Genomic DNA, 13604 nt, shown 5'->3' on the forward strand with positions numbered 1-13604 from the left:
GCCCTAGGACGTCGCGGCCGCCCGGGCCATGCCGGCCAGCAGCGCGGCCATCGCCGGGCGGTCCAGCCGGCCGGCGCTGTGCGGCGTCGAGTTGATCAGGCCGAACACCGCGTGCGCCCGCGCCCGGCAGGTCGCGGCGTCGGCGGCCGGGTGCAGCCGGGCCAGCACGGTCACCCACACCTCGACGTAGCGGCGCTGCAGCCGGCGCACCGCGGCGGCGTCGGCGGCCGGCAGCGAGCCGAGGTCGCGGTCCTGCACGGTGATGAGCGCGGGGTTGTCCAGCGCGAAGTCGACCTGGAAGTCGATGAGCGCCCGCAGCTGCTCCGCCGGGTCGCCGCCCGCGGCGGCCACCACCTCGGTGCCGCCGGCCAGCAGCCGCTCGCTGATGCGCAGCAGCATCTCGGCGAGCATCGCGTCCTTTCCGGCGAAGTGCCGGTAGATCGCCGGTCCGGTGACCCCGACGGCGGCCCCGATGTCGTCCACGCCGACCGAGCGCGAGCCGCGCTCGGCGAAGAGCCGCGCCGCCGCGCGCAGGATCTGCTCGCGGCGGGACGGGTTGTCCGCGTCCGCGTGCAGGGCGGCGTCCACGACCCTCTCGGCCATGGCGGCATGCTAGCCCACCGTGAACCGCCGTTAACACGCGGCGCCGCTGCACTGGACCCCGGTGTGAACGACGGTTAACCTCTGCGGCGTGGATGCACCGGTGCTTCCCCGAGCGGTCCCCGCCGACGCCGAGGCGGCCGCGCGCAACGCCGCGGCCCACCGCGCGCTGGTCGCCGACCTCGCCGGCCAGCTGCAGGTCGTCGCCCAGGGCGGCGGCGAGCGGGCGCGGCAGCGGCACGTCGAGCGCGGCAAGCTGCTGCCCCGCGAGCGGGTCGACGCGCTGCTCGACCCCGGCAGCCGCTTCCTCGAGCTCTCCCCGCTGGCCGCGCACGGGCTCTACGGCGGCGAGGCGCCCGCGGCCGGGATCATCACCGGCATCGGCCGGGTCTCCGGGCGCGAGTGCGTCGTCGTCGCCAACGACGCGACGGTCAAGGGCGGCACCTACTACCCGATGACGGTGAAGAAGCACCTGCGGGCGCAGGAGGTGGCGCTGCACAACCGGCTGCCCTGCGTCTACCTCGTCGACTCCGGCGGGGCGTTCCTGCCGATGCAGGACGAGGTCTTCCCCGACCGCGAGCACTTCGGCCGGATCTTCTACAACCAGGCCACGATGTCCGAGGCCGGCATCCCGCAGATCGCCGCCGTCCTGGGGTCCTGCACCGCCGGCGGGGCCTACGTGCCGGCGATGAGCGACGAGGCGGTCATCGTCCGCGAGCAGGGCACGATCTTCCTCGGCGGGCCGCCGCTGGTGAAGGCGGCGACCGGCGAGGTGGTCACCGCCGAGGAGCTCGGCGGCGGCGACCTGCACAGCCGGGTCAGCGGGGTGACCGACCACCTGGCCGAGGACGACGCGCACGCGCTGCAGCTGGTCCGGCAGATCGTCGGCACGCTCGGCCCGCGCCGGCCGCGTCCGTGGGACGTCGAGCCGGTCGAGGAACCCCTCTTCGACCCCGAGTCGGTCTACGACGTCGTCCCGCCCGACCCGCGCACGCCCTACGACGTCCGCGAGGTGATCGCCCGGCTGGTCGACGGCAGCCGGTTCGCCGAGTTCAAGCCGCTGTACGGGGCCACCCTGGTCACCGGGTTCGCGCGGCTGCACGGCCACCCGGTCGGGATCGTCGCCAACAACGGCGTGCTGTTCGGCGAGTCGGCGCTCAAGGGCGCGCACTTCATCGAGCTGTGCGACCGGCGCAGCATCCCGCTGCTGTTCCTGCAGAACATCTCCGGCTTCATGGTCGGCCGCGACTACGAGGCCGGCGGCATCGCCAAGCACGGCGCCAAGATGGTCACCGCCGTCGCCTGCGCCCGGGTACCCAAGCTGACCGTCGTCATCGGCGGCTCGTTCGGCGCCGGCAACTACTCGATGTGCGGCCGGGCGTACTCGCCCCGGTTCCTCTTCACCTGGCCCAACGCCCGCATCTCGGTGATGGGCGGCGAGCAGGCGGCGTCGGTGCTGGCGACCGTGCGCCGCGACGGGCTCGAGGCCCGCGGCGAGGAGTGGCCGGCCGAGGACGAGGAGGCGTTCAAGGCGCCCATCCGCGAGCAGTACGAGCACCAGGGCCACCCCTACTACGCCACCGCCCGCCTGTGGGACGACGGCGTCATCGACCCCGCGCAGACCCGCACCGTGCTCGGTCTCGCCCTGTCGGCGTGCGCCAACGCGCCGCTGGGCGAGCTCGGCTACGGCGTCTTCCGGATGTGAGCCCGATGTTCGACACCGTCCTCGTCGCCAACCGGGGCGAGATCGCCGTCCGCGTGATCCGCACCCTGCGCACCATGGGCATCCGCTCGGTCGCCGTGTACAGCGAGGCCGACGCCGGCGCGCTGCACACCCGCCTGGCCGACGTCGCCGTCCCGATCGGGCCGGCGCCGGCCGCGCAGAGCTACCTGTCGATCGACCGGGTCCTCGACGCCGTGGCCCGCAGCGGCGCCCAGGCGGTCCACCCCGGCTACGGCTTCCTGTCGGAGAACGTCGAGTTCGCCCGCGCCTGCGAGAAGGCGGGCGTGGTCTTCATCGGCCCGCCGGTCGCCGCGATCGAGGCGATGGGCGACAAGATCCGCGCCAAGCAGACCGTGAGCGCCGCCGGCGTCCCGGTCGTCCCCGGCCGCACCGAGCCCGGCATGGACGACGACGAGGTGGCCGCCGCCGCGGTCGAGGCCGGGTTCCCCGTGCTGCTCAAGCCGTCGGCGGGGGGTGGCGGCAAGGGCATGCGGGTCGTGCGGTCCGCGGCCGAGCTGCCCGACGCCATCGCGGCCGCCCGCCGCGAGGCGCGCAGCTCCTTCGGCGACGACACGCTGCTCGTGGAGCGCTACGTCGGCAACTCCCGGCACATCGAGGTGCAGGTCCTCGGCGACACCCACGGCACGGTGGTCCACCTCGGCGAGCGCGAGTGCAGCCTGCAGCGGCGGCACCAGAAGGTGATCGAGGAGGCGCCGTCGCCGCTGCTCGACCCGACCATGCGCGCCCGCATGGGCACCGCCGCGGTCGAGGCGGCCCGGGCGGTGGGGTACACGGGCGCGGGCACGGTCGAGTTCATCGTCGACGCCGACCGGGCTGGGCGGGAAGAGGGCATGGACTTCTTCTTCCTCGAGATGAACACCCGGCTGCAGGTCGAGCACCCGGTCACCGAGCTGGTCACCGGCGTCGACCTGGTCGAGCTGCAGCTGCGCGTCGCGGCCGGCGAGCGCCTGCCGATCGCCCAGGGCGACGTCGTCCTCGACGGGCACGCCATCGAGGCGCGGATCTACGCCGAGGACCCGGCGCGCGGGTTCCTGCCGCAGGCCGGCACCGTGCTCGGGCTGGCCGAGCCCGAGGGGCCGGGCGTCCGCGTGGACAGCTCGCTCGCCGTCGGCAGCGTCGTCGGCACCGACTACGACCCGATGCTGGCCAAGGTGATCGCGTGGGGCCGCGACCGCGACACCGCCCGCGCGCGGCTGGTCGGCGCGCTCGGGCACACCGCCGTCCTCGGCGTCACGACCAACACCCCGTTCCTGCGGGCGCTGCTCACCGATCCCGACGTCGTCGCCGGGCGGCTCGACACCGGGCTGATCGACCGGCGCGGCGAGGCCCTCGCGGTGAGCCCGCCGCCGTCGGCGGCGGTGTTCGCGGCCGCGGCGCTGTTCGAGCTGCTCGAGGCCGAGCCGGTAGGCGCGGTCGTCGACCCCTGGGACGTGCCCGACGGCTGGCGGCTGGGCGAGCCGGCCTGGACCGTCCGGCGGCTGCAGGCCGCCGGCGGGGAGCCGGTGACGGTGCGGGTGCGCGGCCGTGCGGCCGACGCGCAGGTCCGGGTGGGCGACGGCGTGCCGCTGGCCGCGTCGGCGTCCCGGGACGGCGACCGGATGACCGTGATCCTCGACGGCGTGGCGCACCGGTTCGCCGTCGTGCACGCCGGCGGCACCCTCTGGCTGGCCGCCGACGGGCGGGTGACGGCGCTGCGCGAGCACGAGCGGCTGCGCTCGGCGGCCGAGGGCGCCGCCGGGGGCGGCGTGGTGACCGCGCCCATGCCCGGCACGGTGACCGTGGTGCAGGTGTCCGTCGGCGACGAGGTGACCGCGGGGACCCCGCTGCTCGTCGTCGAGGCGATGAAGATGGAGCACGTGCTGACCGCCCCGGTCGACGGGACGGTCACCGCGCTCCCCGTGACGGCCGGCGCACCGGTCCGGCTGGACGAGCAGGTGGCCGTGGTGACCCCGCGGGCCCCCGGGGGAGAGGACTGACACCGTGCTGGACTACCGGCTCGACCAGGAGACCGAGGCCCTGCGGAAGACCGTGCGCGAGTTCGCGCTGGAGGTCGTCGCCCCGCAGATCGGCGAGTTCTACGAACGCGACGAGTTCCCGACCGCGATCGTGCGGCAGATGGGGGAGCTGGGCCTGTTCGGCCTGCCCTTCCCCGAGGAGTACGGCGGCTCGGGCGGCGACTACTTCACCCTCTGCGTGGCGCTCGAGGAGCTGGCGCGGGTGGACTCGTCGATCGCGATCACCCTGGAGGCCGGCGTCTCGCTCGGCGCGATGCCGATCTACCGGTTCGCCACCGAGGAGCAGAAGCAGCGGTGGCTGCCGCGGCTGTGCGCCGGGGAGGCGCTGGGCGCGTTCGGGCTCACCGAGCCGGGCGGCGGCTCCGACGCGGGGGCGACGCGGACGACGGCCCGGCTCGAGGACGGGCAGTGGGTGGTCAACGGCTCCAAGGCGTTCATCACCAACTCCGGCACCGAGCTGACCGAGCTGGTCACCGTCACCGCCGTCACCGGCGCCCGCCCCGACGGCGGCAAGGAGATCTCGGCGATCGCCATCCCCTCGGGGACCCCCGGGTTCACCGTCGGCCAGCGCTACTCGAAGGTCGGGTGGAACGCCTCCGACACCCGCGAGCTGTCGTTCAGCGACTGCCGCGTGCCGGAGGAGAACCTCGTCGGCGAGCGCGGCCGCGGCTACGCGCAGTTCCTCTCGATCCTCGACGAGGGCCGGATCGCCATCGCCGCCCTGGCCACCGGGCTGGCGCAGGGCTGCGTCGACGAGTCGGTGAAGTACGCCGGGCAGCGCGAGGCGTTCGGGCAGCCCATCGGCCGCAACCAGGCCATCCAGTTCATGATCGCCGACATGGAGGTCCGCACCGAGACCTCGCGGCTGGCCTACTACCGGGCCGCGGAGAAGATGCTGCGCGGCGAGCCCTTCAAGCGGGAGGCCGCCGTCGCCAAGCTGCACAGCAGCGAGGCGGCGATGGAGAACGCGCGCTGGGCCACGCAGGTGCACGGCGGCTACGGGTTCATGAACGAGTTCCCGGTCGGCCGCTTCTACCGCGACGCCAAGATCCTGGAGATCGGGGAGGGCACCAGCGAGGTGCAGCGGATGCTCATCGCGCGCTCGCTCGGGGTCGGCTGACCTGCGGTTGCGGGACGGCGGGGTCCGCGCGGTCGCCATCGAGTCGACACGGCGCTCGGCAACTGTCCACCACGCCCTGCGGTGCCCGTGTGACGACTGGGGACGGCGGGACCGGCCGCGGTGAACCCGCTGGTCAGCAGGGCGTGTCGGGGTCCGGGCGGGGCGCGGGGCGACAGGCTGCCGACCGGCTCGTGACGACGGTCGTCGCGAGACCGCCTGGAGTGCCCGATGCCCGTCCCCCGTCCGCGACCGGTCCGGAGAGCCGCCGGCCGCGTCGCCGCGCTCGCCCTCGGCCTGCTGCTCGTCATGGCCGGGTTCGCGCCCGCCGCCCTGGCGGAGAACAACGGGGTGCCGACCAACGGTCCCTTCCTGGGCAAGGCGGCGCAGTTCGACCTCTCGCTGGAGGCGGTCGGCGGCCCGCTGCTGCAGTCGGTGGCCGGCGCCCGGTTCGCCTTCGCGCCGGTCTCGTCGCCCGGCTCGGTCGCGGCCACCTGCACCACCGACGCCTTCGGCGACTGCACGGTGAAGCGCACGGCCCACGGATCTGCCACCCAGGGGAACACCGTGTACCTGAGCCCCGGCGGGAGCGGGAAGAACGCCTCCCGGGACTACGTGATCACCCAGGTCGCGGCGCCGGACGGCCTCCAGCCGGCGCAGGGGCCGGTCGGCCGGATCACCGTCTGCAACTGCACCGAGAAGTGGCTCTTCATCTTCGAGCGGGACGTGCAGAAGGACGTCGCGGTGCAGAACGCGAGCCTGTACCGCCCCGAGATCCGCGCCTCGGTCGTCGACGTCAACACCGGCGTCGGCATCCCGTACGCGACGTACCGCCTCACCTCGGAGGACCACCCCTGGGACGTCCGCTTCGACACGGCCGACGGCGACGGCGTGCTGCGCTGGACCGTCGGCTGGTTCGCCCCGGGCTCCTCGTGGCGGCTGACCCCGGTGTGGGTGCCGGACGTCTACCGCGGCACGGCGACCTCGACCTCGTTCACGGTGGAGACGCCGAACGCGGCCGAGGCGGCGAAACCCTGGGTGGTGGCGGCGCCGCTCACGGTCGGCACGCCGATCCCCGCGGAAGAGCCGCCGGTGGGGGAGCCGCCGGTGGAGGAGCCCCCGGCCGAGGAGGAGCCGCCCGCGGAGGAGGAGCCTCCCGTCGAGGAGGAGCAGCCGCCGGCCGAGGAGCCCTCGGGCGAGCAGCCGCCGGGTGAGGAGCAGCCGCCGCCGGGTGAGGAGCCCCCGGTCACCGAGGACCCGGGTTCGCAGAACCCGGGCCCGCAGAACCCGGGTCCGCAGAACCCGGGCCCGCAGAACCCCGATCCGCAGAACCCGGGCCCGCAGAACCCCGATCCGCAGAACCCGGTCATCGGGACCGGCGGCACCGGGACCACCGGCACGGCCGGGACGTCCGGGACCACCGGCGGGGGTGCGCCGGCGGCCGCGGCACCGCAGGCCGCGGCCACGGCGGACGGCGAGGAGGTCCCGCCGGTCCCGCCGGCACCCGCCTCCGCCCCGGCGAACTCCGGTGCCGCGGCCTCCTCGGCCGGCCCCCTGACATCCTCCGCGGACGAGGAGCAGATCGCCGACGGGGCGCTGCTCGAGACCGTGGCCGACGACGTGCCGCTGTACGGGCTGATCGGGTTCGGCGTGCTCCTGGTCGCGGCTGTGGTCGTGGCCATCGCCCTGGTGCGGCGGGCGGCGCGCAACCGCGCCTGACCTGCACCGCCCTTCGGGCCCGGTTCCTCCTCGGAGGAGCCGGGCCCGTCGGCGTTCCCGCTGGTGGGACCGTTGATCCTATCCGGTTCCGTTCGCCGAGGGGCTGCCGGCCTACGCGGCCTGGCGGCTGGCACCGCTCGCCCACCGCCTGCCGTCCATGGACCCGGCGGAGGCCCCTGCCGCCGGCTGACCGGTCCGGTGCCGGGCCTCCACCCGCCGTCCCCAGCCCGTCGCGGCGACGACCAGGACGGCGCCCGCACCGCCGAGGACGCCGAGCGACTCGCCGCCGAGCCCGAGCCCGACGGCCACCGCCCACACGGGCTCCGTGCCCAGCAGCAGCCCGGCCCGGGACGCCGACGTGCGGCGCACCGCCCACAGCTGCGCGCCGAAGGCGAAGACGGTGCAGGCGAGCGCCAGCCAGGCGACGCCCAGCCACTCCGCAGTGCCGAAGCCGGCGGCCGCCGCGGCCAGCCCGGACGGGTCGGCGACGGCGAACCCGGCGGCGCACACCGCGCTCTGCACCAGCGTCAGGGTCCAGGTGTCGACGTCGCGCCCGGCGGTGAGCCGGCCCAGCGCGGTCACGTGCGCCGCGCGGACGACCGCGGCGGCGAGCACCAGGGCGTCCCCGGCCGACGGCGCACGGAACCCGTCGCCGAGCAGCGCCACCCCGGCGACGGCGAGCAGGCCGGCGCCGAAGAAGGCCGCGGGCAGCCGCCGGCCCGTGACCAGCCCCTCGAACACCGGCGTGACCAGCACGGTCAACCCGATGAGCAGGCCGGCGTTGGTCGCGCTGGTGCGGGCCACCCCGGCGGTCTCGAGCGCCAGGACGGCGGCCTGCGTCGTGCCCAGGAGCAGCCCGAGCACCAGGTCGGCGCGGGTGGGCCGCCGCCGGCGGACGGCGACCACCGCGGCCAGGACGGCGACGGCCACGAGGAAGCGCAGGGCGAGCACCGGCGCCACCCCGGCCGGCTCGACGAGGACCTTCGCCGCGAGATAGCTGCTGCCCCAGACGCCCGCGACGGCGAGGAGGACCAGGTCGGCGGAGCCGCGGGAGGAGCGCACGCGGCGATCCTGCGGAGCGCAGAAGCGTTAGACAACGCACCAACTGCTGAAGCGATGGTTTAGCGTCCGCTTCATGGATGTCCGGCAGCTGGCGCTCTTGCGAGAGCTGGGGGAGCGGGGCAGCGTCGCGGCCGTGGCGCGGGCGCTGTTCGTCACGCCGTCGGCGGTGTCGCAGCAGCTGACCGCGCTGCAGCGCAGCGTGCGGGCGCCGCTGACCGAGAAGCGCGGGCGGCGGCTGGTGCTCACGCCGGCGGGCGAGGCGCTGGCCGCCGCGGCGGTCGAGGTGTCGGCGGCGCTCGACCGTGCCCGGCGGGCGGTCGACGCGTACCTCGACGAGCCGTCCGCGGCGGTGAGCGTGGCCGCGTTCCACAGCGCCGCGCTGGCCTGGTTCGCGCCGCTGCTCGAGCGCGTCGCCGGCGGACCGGTGGTCTCCTGCACCGACCAGGACGTCGCGCAGTCGGCGTTCCCCGCGCTGGTGGCCGACCACGACCTCGTGCTGGCCCACCGGCACGACGCCAGCCCGCCGTGGCCCGCCGGGCGCCTCGCCGTCGTCCCGCTGGTGCGCGAGCCGCTGCACGTCGCCCTGCCCGCCGGCTCGCCGCTGGCGGCGCGGGAGTCGCTGACCGCCGCCGACGTCGCCGGTGAGCCGTGGGTGTCGGTGCACGAGGGCTTCCCGCTGGAGGCGCCGCTGCAGGCCGTCGCGGCCGCCGCGCACCGCCCGCTGGACGTGCGGCACCGGATCAACGAGTTCGGTGTCGCGGCCTCGGTGGTGGCCGCCGGTGCCGCGGTCGCGCTGCTGCCCGCCTACACGACCCGCCCGGACCCGGCCGTCGTGCTGCGCCCGCTGGCCGATGTGGCCCCGGCCCGGTACGTCGACGTCCTGGCCCGCCCCGAGAACCTGGCGCGGGCGTCGGTCCGCACCGTGCTGGACGCCCTCCGCGAGGTCGTCGCGGAGCGCATCAGGCGGTGACGTCGACCAGCACCTTGCCGACCGCGCCGTCCTCGACCGCCTTGTGGGCCTCGCCGGTCCTCTCCAGGGGGAAGACGTGCAGCGGCAGCCCGGCCTCCTCGCCCACGCGGACTGCGCCGTCGAGCACCGCGGCGTTGACGTCCTCGACGCCGATCGCCTTGGCCCGCTCGGGCTCGGTGTAGACGAGTACGAACTGCCAGCGGGCGTTCGGGGTCATCTGCGAGCGGATCGGCAGGGTCAGCGACTCGTCGCCGGTGGCGGCGTAGATGGCGACGGCGCCGTGCGGGGCGACCAGCTGGGCGTCGGTGGCGGCGTTCTGCGCGGCGTTGACCTCGACGACCACGTCGACGCCGCGGGGCGCGATCTTGCGGACCTCGGCGACGACGTCCTGCCGGCGGTAGTCGACGACGTGGTCGGCCCCGGCAGCGGCGGCCAGCTGCGCCTTGCGCGGGCTGCTGACCGTGGCGATGACGGTGGCGTCGGCCCAGCGGGCGAGCTGGACGGCGGCGTTGCCGACCGCGCCGGCGCCGCCCTGCACCAGCACGGTGTGCCCGGTCAGCGAGCCGGGGCCGAGCCGGTCGGGCAGCAGCTCGGCGACGGTCAGCGCGCGGTGCGCGGTGAGGAAGGGGATGCCGAGGGCGGCGCCCAGCTCGAACGACGGGTCGGGGCCGAGCAGCACGACCTGCCGGGCCGGGACGACGGTGTGCTCGGCGGCGGTGCCCCACGGCCGCTGCCAGGCGGCCTCCCAGATCCACACCCGCTCGCCGACCAGCACGGGGTCGACGCCCTCACCGACCGCCTCGACGGTGCCGGAGCCGTCCTGGTTCGGGACCTGGCCGTCCGGACCGGGTTGCGTGCCGGCCCGCGACTTCCAGTCGGTCGGGTTGACGCCGGAGAAGGCGACGCGGACGCGCACCTCCCCCGGGCCGGGCTCGGGGAGCGGCCGCTCGACCAGCTCGAGGACGTCGGGACCGCCGGACCGGCTGTAGGAGATCGCGCGCATGCTGCGCCGAACCCGGCCGGACGGCGTCCGATTCCCCTACAGGCGGGCGAGCTGGTCGGTCAGCGGGCCGAGGCCGAGCGGGCCGAGGTCGAGGACGGCGCGGTGCCACGCCTTGAGGTCGAACGCGTCGCCGTGCCGCGCCTTCGCCTCGTCGCGGCCGGTGAGGAAGACCCGCTCGCCGACCTTGTAGACCGGCGCCTGCCCCGGCCAGCCGAGGTAGCGGTGCAGCTCGTCGGTGCGCATCCGGTCCTCCATGGCGACGTGCCGGCGCAGGAACGCCGCCGCCACCTCGTAGGTCCAGCGCGGGCCGAGGCCGGCGGCGGGTGGGAGCGGCAGGTCCAGGTGCACGCCGATGTCGAGGACGACGCGGGCGGCGCGCAGCTCCTGGGCGTCGAGCATGCCGAGGCGGTCGCCGGGGTCCTCGAGGAAGCCGAGCTCGTCCATCAGCCGCTCGGCGTAGAGCGCCCAGCCCTCGGCGTGCGCGGAGCAGTCGCAGAGCAGCCGCTGCCAGCGGTTGAGCAGCGCGGCGTTGTAGACGGTCTGCCCGATCTGCAGGTGGTGGCCGGGGACGCCCTCGTGGTGGACCGTCGTCGTCTCCCGCCACGTCGTCATCTCCTCGACGCCCTCGGGCAGCGACCACCACATGCGGCCCGGGCGGCTGAAGTCCTCGGTCGGGCCGCTGTAGTACACGCCGAGGCCGGTCGCGCCGATCACCCGGCCCTCGAGCCGGCGGACCGGTTCTGGGATGTCGAAGTGGACGCCGTCGAGCGCGGCGATGGCGCGGTCGGCGGACTCCTGCAGCCACGCCTGGAGCGCGTCGCGGCCGCGGACCAGGCGGGCCGGGTCGGCGTCGAGCGCGGCCATCGCGCCGGCGATCCCCTCGCCAGGGGCGATCCGCTCGGCCACCGCCTCCTTCTCGGCGACGACGCGGGCCAGCTCCTCCCAGCCCCAGGCGTAGGTCTCGTCCAGGTCGAGGTCGACGCCGGTGTGGAAGCGGCTCTCGACGGCGTAGCGGTCGCGGCCGGCGGCGTCCCGCTCGGGGGCGTGGGGGAGCAGCTCGCGCTCGATCCGGTCGGCGAAGGCGTGCAGCCCCTCCGCGGCGGCGGTCGCCGACCGCTCGAGGTCGCCGCGCAGCGCGCCGTCGTCGGGGGCGTCGCCGACCAGTTCGGCGAAGAAGCCGGGCTCCGCGGCCGTCCCGGCCCACGACCGGGCGTGCCCGGCGGCCAGGCGCACCTGCCGCGCCGCGGAGACGTGGCCGCCGGTGGCGGCCGCGAGGAGCCCGTCGGCGTAGCCGTCGAGCGCGGCCGGCACGGCGGCGAGCCGCCGGCCGATGGTGGCCCACTGCTCGGGGGTGTCGGTGGGCATCAGGTCGAAGACCATCCGCACGTACTGCAGCGGGCTGGCCGAGCTGTTGAGGTCCGACTGCGCCAGGCCGGCCTCGTACCGCTCGAGCTCGGCGCCGACGCGCTCGAGCATCGCCGCGCGGGCGATCTCCTCCCGGCGGTCCACGGGCTCGGTGGCCGCGGCCTCCGCGCGGGTGCGGCGCAGGAGGTCGGCCAGCTCCTCGTGGCCGTCGGTGGTGAGGTCGGGCCAGCGGTCGTCGTGCCCCGGGACCCCGATGTAGGTGGCGATCACCGGCGAGGCCGCCGCGTACTCCTCGACGAAGCGGTCGGCCAGGCGGTCGAGGGGGGACGGCGGGCGGGAGGTGGCGTCCCCGGCGGTGGCATCGCTCACCCGGCGCACGCTAACGCCTCGCCGTCCCGGAGTCTCCGGAGTTTTTCTCAACCGGACGGTTGACCACGGGCGCGAACGGGTCTACCGTCTTGCTCAACCAAATGGTTGAGAACCAAGGAGGCGGTCGTGGCGGCCGATGCCTTGTCCCGGGTCTTCTCGGCCCTGGCCGATCCGCTCCGGCGCGACATGGTCGCCCGGCTGGCCACGGGGGACGCGACCGTCAACGAGCTCGCCGCCCCGTACGACGTCACCCTCCAGGCGGTCTCCAAGCACCTCAAGGTGCTGGAGGAGGCCGGCCTGGTCACCCGCAGCCGGGAGGCGCAGCGCCGACCGGTCCACCTCGAGGCGGAGGTGTTCGACCTGATGACCAAGTGGATCGAGCGCTACCGGCGGGAGGCCGAGCAGCGCTACCGCCGCCTCGACGACGTCCTCCGGTCCATGGAGGACCAGCCACCCACCCACGGAACAGGAGAACGGTCATGACCACCGCCCCCACCCGCGAGACCCGGATCGAGGTCGACCAGAAGGTCCCGCTGGTCCGCATCACCCGCGAGTTCGACGCCCCGCCGGAGAAGGTCTACCGGGCGCACACCGACCCGGAACTGCTGGCCCGCTGGCTGGGCCCGCGCGACCTGGAGATGAGGGTCGAGACCTTCGACGCCCGCACCGGCGGCGAGTACCGCTACGTGCACCGGCGGGGCGACGAGGAGTACCGCTTCCGCGGCACCTTCCACGAGCTGCGGCCCGACGAGCTGATCGTGCAGACGTTCACCTTCGAGGGCATGCCCGACGGGGTGGCGCTGGAGAAGCTGCGGCTCGAGGCCCTGCCCGGTGGCCGCACCCGCCTGGTGGCCACCTCGCTGGTCGACTCGTTCGAGGACCGCGACGCCATGGTCGCCAGCGGCATGGAGACCGGCATCGTCGAGGGCTACGAGAAGCTCGACGAGGTGCTGGCCGGCTCCTGGATCAGCGCCAGGTGACCGTCTCGGGGCGCCGGCCGAGGACCCGCCCGACCTCCCGGGCGGCGTCCTCGCCGGCGTTCACCAGCACCGGCCGGGACGTGCCGGCGAACAGCGGCAGGTCCGACGTGCTGTCGCTGTAGACCGCGCGCCACGGCGGCGGGTGGCCCCGCTCGGCGAGCATCCCCACCTTCGACCCGCCCATCGCGCGGCGCACCCGCGGAGGCCGGAACGAGCCGGTCGACCCGACGACGTCGAGGTCGCCCAGGCCGATCGCCCGCAGGAAGCCGCGCGCCAGCACCTCCTCGCAGCCGGTCGCCACCACCACGTCGTCGCCCGCGGCCCGGTGGGCCCGCACGCAGGCGATGGCGTCGGCCACCGCCGCCTCGGGTTTGCGGGTCAGCGCCTCCGCGTAGGCGTCGGCGACCACCGCGACGTCGTCGCCGTCGGCCCCGCCGACCGCGATCCGGGTCATCAGCCGCGCGGCGAGGGGCCGCAGCTGCGGCACCGCCGCACCCGGCAGGAGCGCCGGGGACGCCAGCAGGAGCGGCAGCGCGCGGGCCGGCCGCCGGCGCAGGCGGCCATGCAGGAACAGCGTGGACGCGTCGCCGCCGAGCAGCACCTTGTCGAGGTCGAAGACGACGGTCGATGTCACAGCTCAGTGGTTACCGCGCCGGCGCG

12 protein-coding genes are annotated in these 13604 nt (G+C 75.5%); 7 read left to right on the top strand and 5 right to left on the bottom strand.

Annotation, left to right across the window (positions count from 1 at the left end; genetic code table 11):
* Positions 1 to 3 precede the first annotated feature (3 nt).
* Complete coding sequence (locus ACI8AF_RS11390; protein WP_456539816.1) at positions 4 to 603, bottom strand: SACE_7040 family transcriptional regulator; 600 nt, start codon at positions 601 to 603, stop codon at positions 4 to 6.
* A gap of 88 nt (positions 604 to 691) precedes the next feature.
* Between ACI8AF_RS11390 and ACI8AF_RS11395 the strand changes: the two genes are divergently transcribed.
* From ACI8AF_RS11395 to ACI8AF_RS11410, 4 genes are all read left to right on the top strand, one after another.
* Positions 692 to 2305, top strand: coding sequence for a carboxyl transferase domain-containing protein (locus ACI8AF_RS11395; RefSeq protein ID WP_456539817.1), 1614 nt, complete (start codon positions 692 to 694; stop codon positions 2303 to 2305).
* A gap of 5 nt (positions 2306 to 2310) precedes the next feature.
* Positions 2311 to 4320 (top strand): ATP-binding protein, encoded by a 2010-nt coding sequence (locus ACI8AF_RS11400; RefSeq protein ID WP_456539818.1) that lies wholly within the window; start codon positions 2311 to 2313, stop codon positions 4318 to 4320.
* 4 nt (positions 4321 to 4324) lie between these two features.
* Entirely contained in the window at positions 4325 to 5479 is a 1155-nt protein-coding gene (locus ACI8AF_RS11405; RefSeq protein WP_456539819.1) for an acyl-CoA dehydrogenase family protein, read from the top strand.
* Positions 5480 to 5707: 228 nt separating this feature from the next.
* Entirely contained in the window at positions 5708 to 7195 is a 1488-nt protein-coding gene (locus tag ACI8AF_RS11410) for a hypothetical protein (protein WP_456539820.1), read from the top strand.
* A gap of 111 nt (positions 7196 to 7306) precedes the next feature.
* On the opposite strand, the gene ACI8AF_RS11415 is transcribed toward ACI8AF_RS11410, so the two are convergent.
* Positions 7307 to 8257 carry a DMT family transporter gene (locus ACI8AF_RS11415; protein WP_456539821.1) on the bottom strand — a complete coding sequence of 317 codons (951 nt, stop codon included), beginning with the start codon at positions 8255 to 8257 and terminating at the stop codon, positions 7307 to 7309.
* A 73-nt stretch (positions 8258 to 8330) separates the two neighbouring features.
* Here ACI8AF_RS11415 and ACI8AF_RS11420 point away from each other — a divergent pair, with 73 nt between their 5' ends.
* Entirely contained in the window at positions 8331 to 9227 is an 897-nt protein-coding gene (locus ACI8AF_RS11420; RefSeq protein WP_456539822.1) for a LysR family transcriptional regulator, read from the top strand.
* On the opposite strand, the gene ACI8AF_RS11425 is transcribed toward ACI8AF_RS11420, so the two are convergent.
* Both ACI8AF_RS11425 and ACI8AF_RS11430 read right to left on the bottom strand, forming a co-directional pair.
* Positions 9217 to 10230 (bottom strand): NADPH:quinone reductase, encoded by a 1014-nt coding sequence (locus ACI8AF_RS11425; protein ID WP_456539823.1) that lies wholly within the window; start codon positions 10228 to 10230, stop codon positions 9217 to 9219. The two genes, ACI8AF_RS11420 and ACI8AF_RS11425, sit on opposite strands and share 11 nt — an antisense overlap.
* 36 nt (positions 10231 to 10266) lie before the next feature.
* Positions 10267 to 11964 carry a DUF885 domain-containing protein gene (locus tag ACI8AF_RS11430; RefSeq protein WP_456539824.1) on the bottom strand — a complete coding sequence of 566 codons (1698 nt, stop codon included), beginning with the start codon at positions 11962 to 11964 and terminating at the stop codon, positions 10267 to 10269.
* Between the two features lie 126 nt (positions 11965 to 12090).
* Between ACI8AF_RS11430 and ACI8AF_RS11435 the strand changes: the two genes are divergently transcribed.
* Both ACI8AF_RS11435 and ACI8AF_RS11440 read left to right on the top strand, forming a co-directional pair.
* Positions 12091 to 12447 (top strand): ArsR/SmtB family transcription factor, encoded by a 357-nt coding sequence (locus ACI8AF_RS11435; protein WP_456539825.1) that lies wholly within the window; start codon positions 12091 to 12093, stop codon positions 12445 to 12447.
* Positions 12444 to 12944, top strand: a complete 501-nt coding sequence (locus ACI8AF_RS11440; protein ID WP_456539826.1) for an SRPBCC family protein — start codon at positions 12444 to 12446, stop codon at positions 12942 to 12944. The genes ACI8AF_RS11435 and ACI8AF_RS11440 overlap by 4 nt, the downstream gene beginning before the upstream one ends.
* Here the strand turns inward: ACI8AF_RS11440 and ACI8AF_RS11445 are convergent.
* Positions 12931 to 13578 (bottom strand): haloacid dehalogenase-like hydrolase, encoded by a 648-nt coding sequence (locus ACI8AF_RS11445; protein WP_456539827.1) that lies wholly within the window; start codon positions 13576 to 13578, stop codon positions 12931 to 12933. The genes ACI8AF_RS11440 and ACI8AF_RS11445 overlap by 14 nt on opposite strands.
* Positions 13579 to 13604 lie beyond the last annotated feature (26 nt).

It is taken from the genome of Blastococcus sp. SYSU D00669, from assembly GCF_054050715.1.

Excerpts from the sequence above, each read along its gene's own strand:
- ACI8AF_RS11390 (WP_456539816.1), bottom strand. The coding sequence starts at position 603 with ATGGCCGAGAGGGTCGTGGACGCCGCCCTGCACGCGGACGCGGACAAC.
- ACI8AF_RS11400 (WP_456539818.1), top strand. The coding sequence starts at position 2,311 with ATGTTCGACACCGTCCTCGTCGCCAACCGGGGCGAGATCGCCGTCCGC.
- ACI8AF_RS11410 (WP_456539820.1), top strand. The coding sequence starts at position 5,708 with ATGCCCGTCCCCCGTCCGCGACCGGTCCGGAGAGCCGCCGGCCGCGTC.
- ACI8AF_RS11420 (WP_456539822.1), top strand. The coding sequence starts at position 8,331 with ATGGATGTCCGGCAGCTGGCGCTCTTGCGAGAGCTGGGGGAGCGGGGC.
- ACI8AF_RS11425 (WP_456539823.1), bottom strand. The coding sequence starts at position 10,230 with ATGCGCGCGATCTCCTACAGCCGGTCCGGCGGTCCCGACGTCCTCGAG.
- ACI8AF_RS11440 (WP_456539826.1), top strand. The coding sequence starts at position 12,444 with ATGACCACCGCCCCCACCCGCGAGACCCGGATCGAGGTCGACCAGAAG.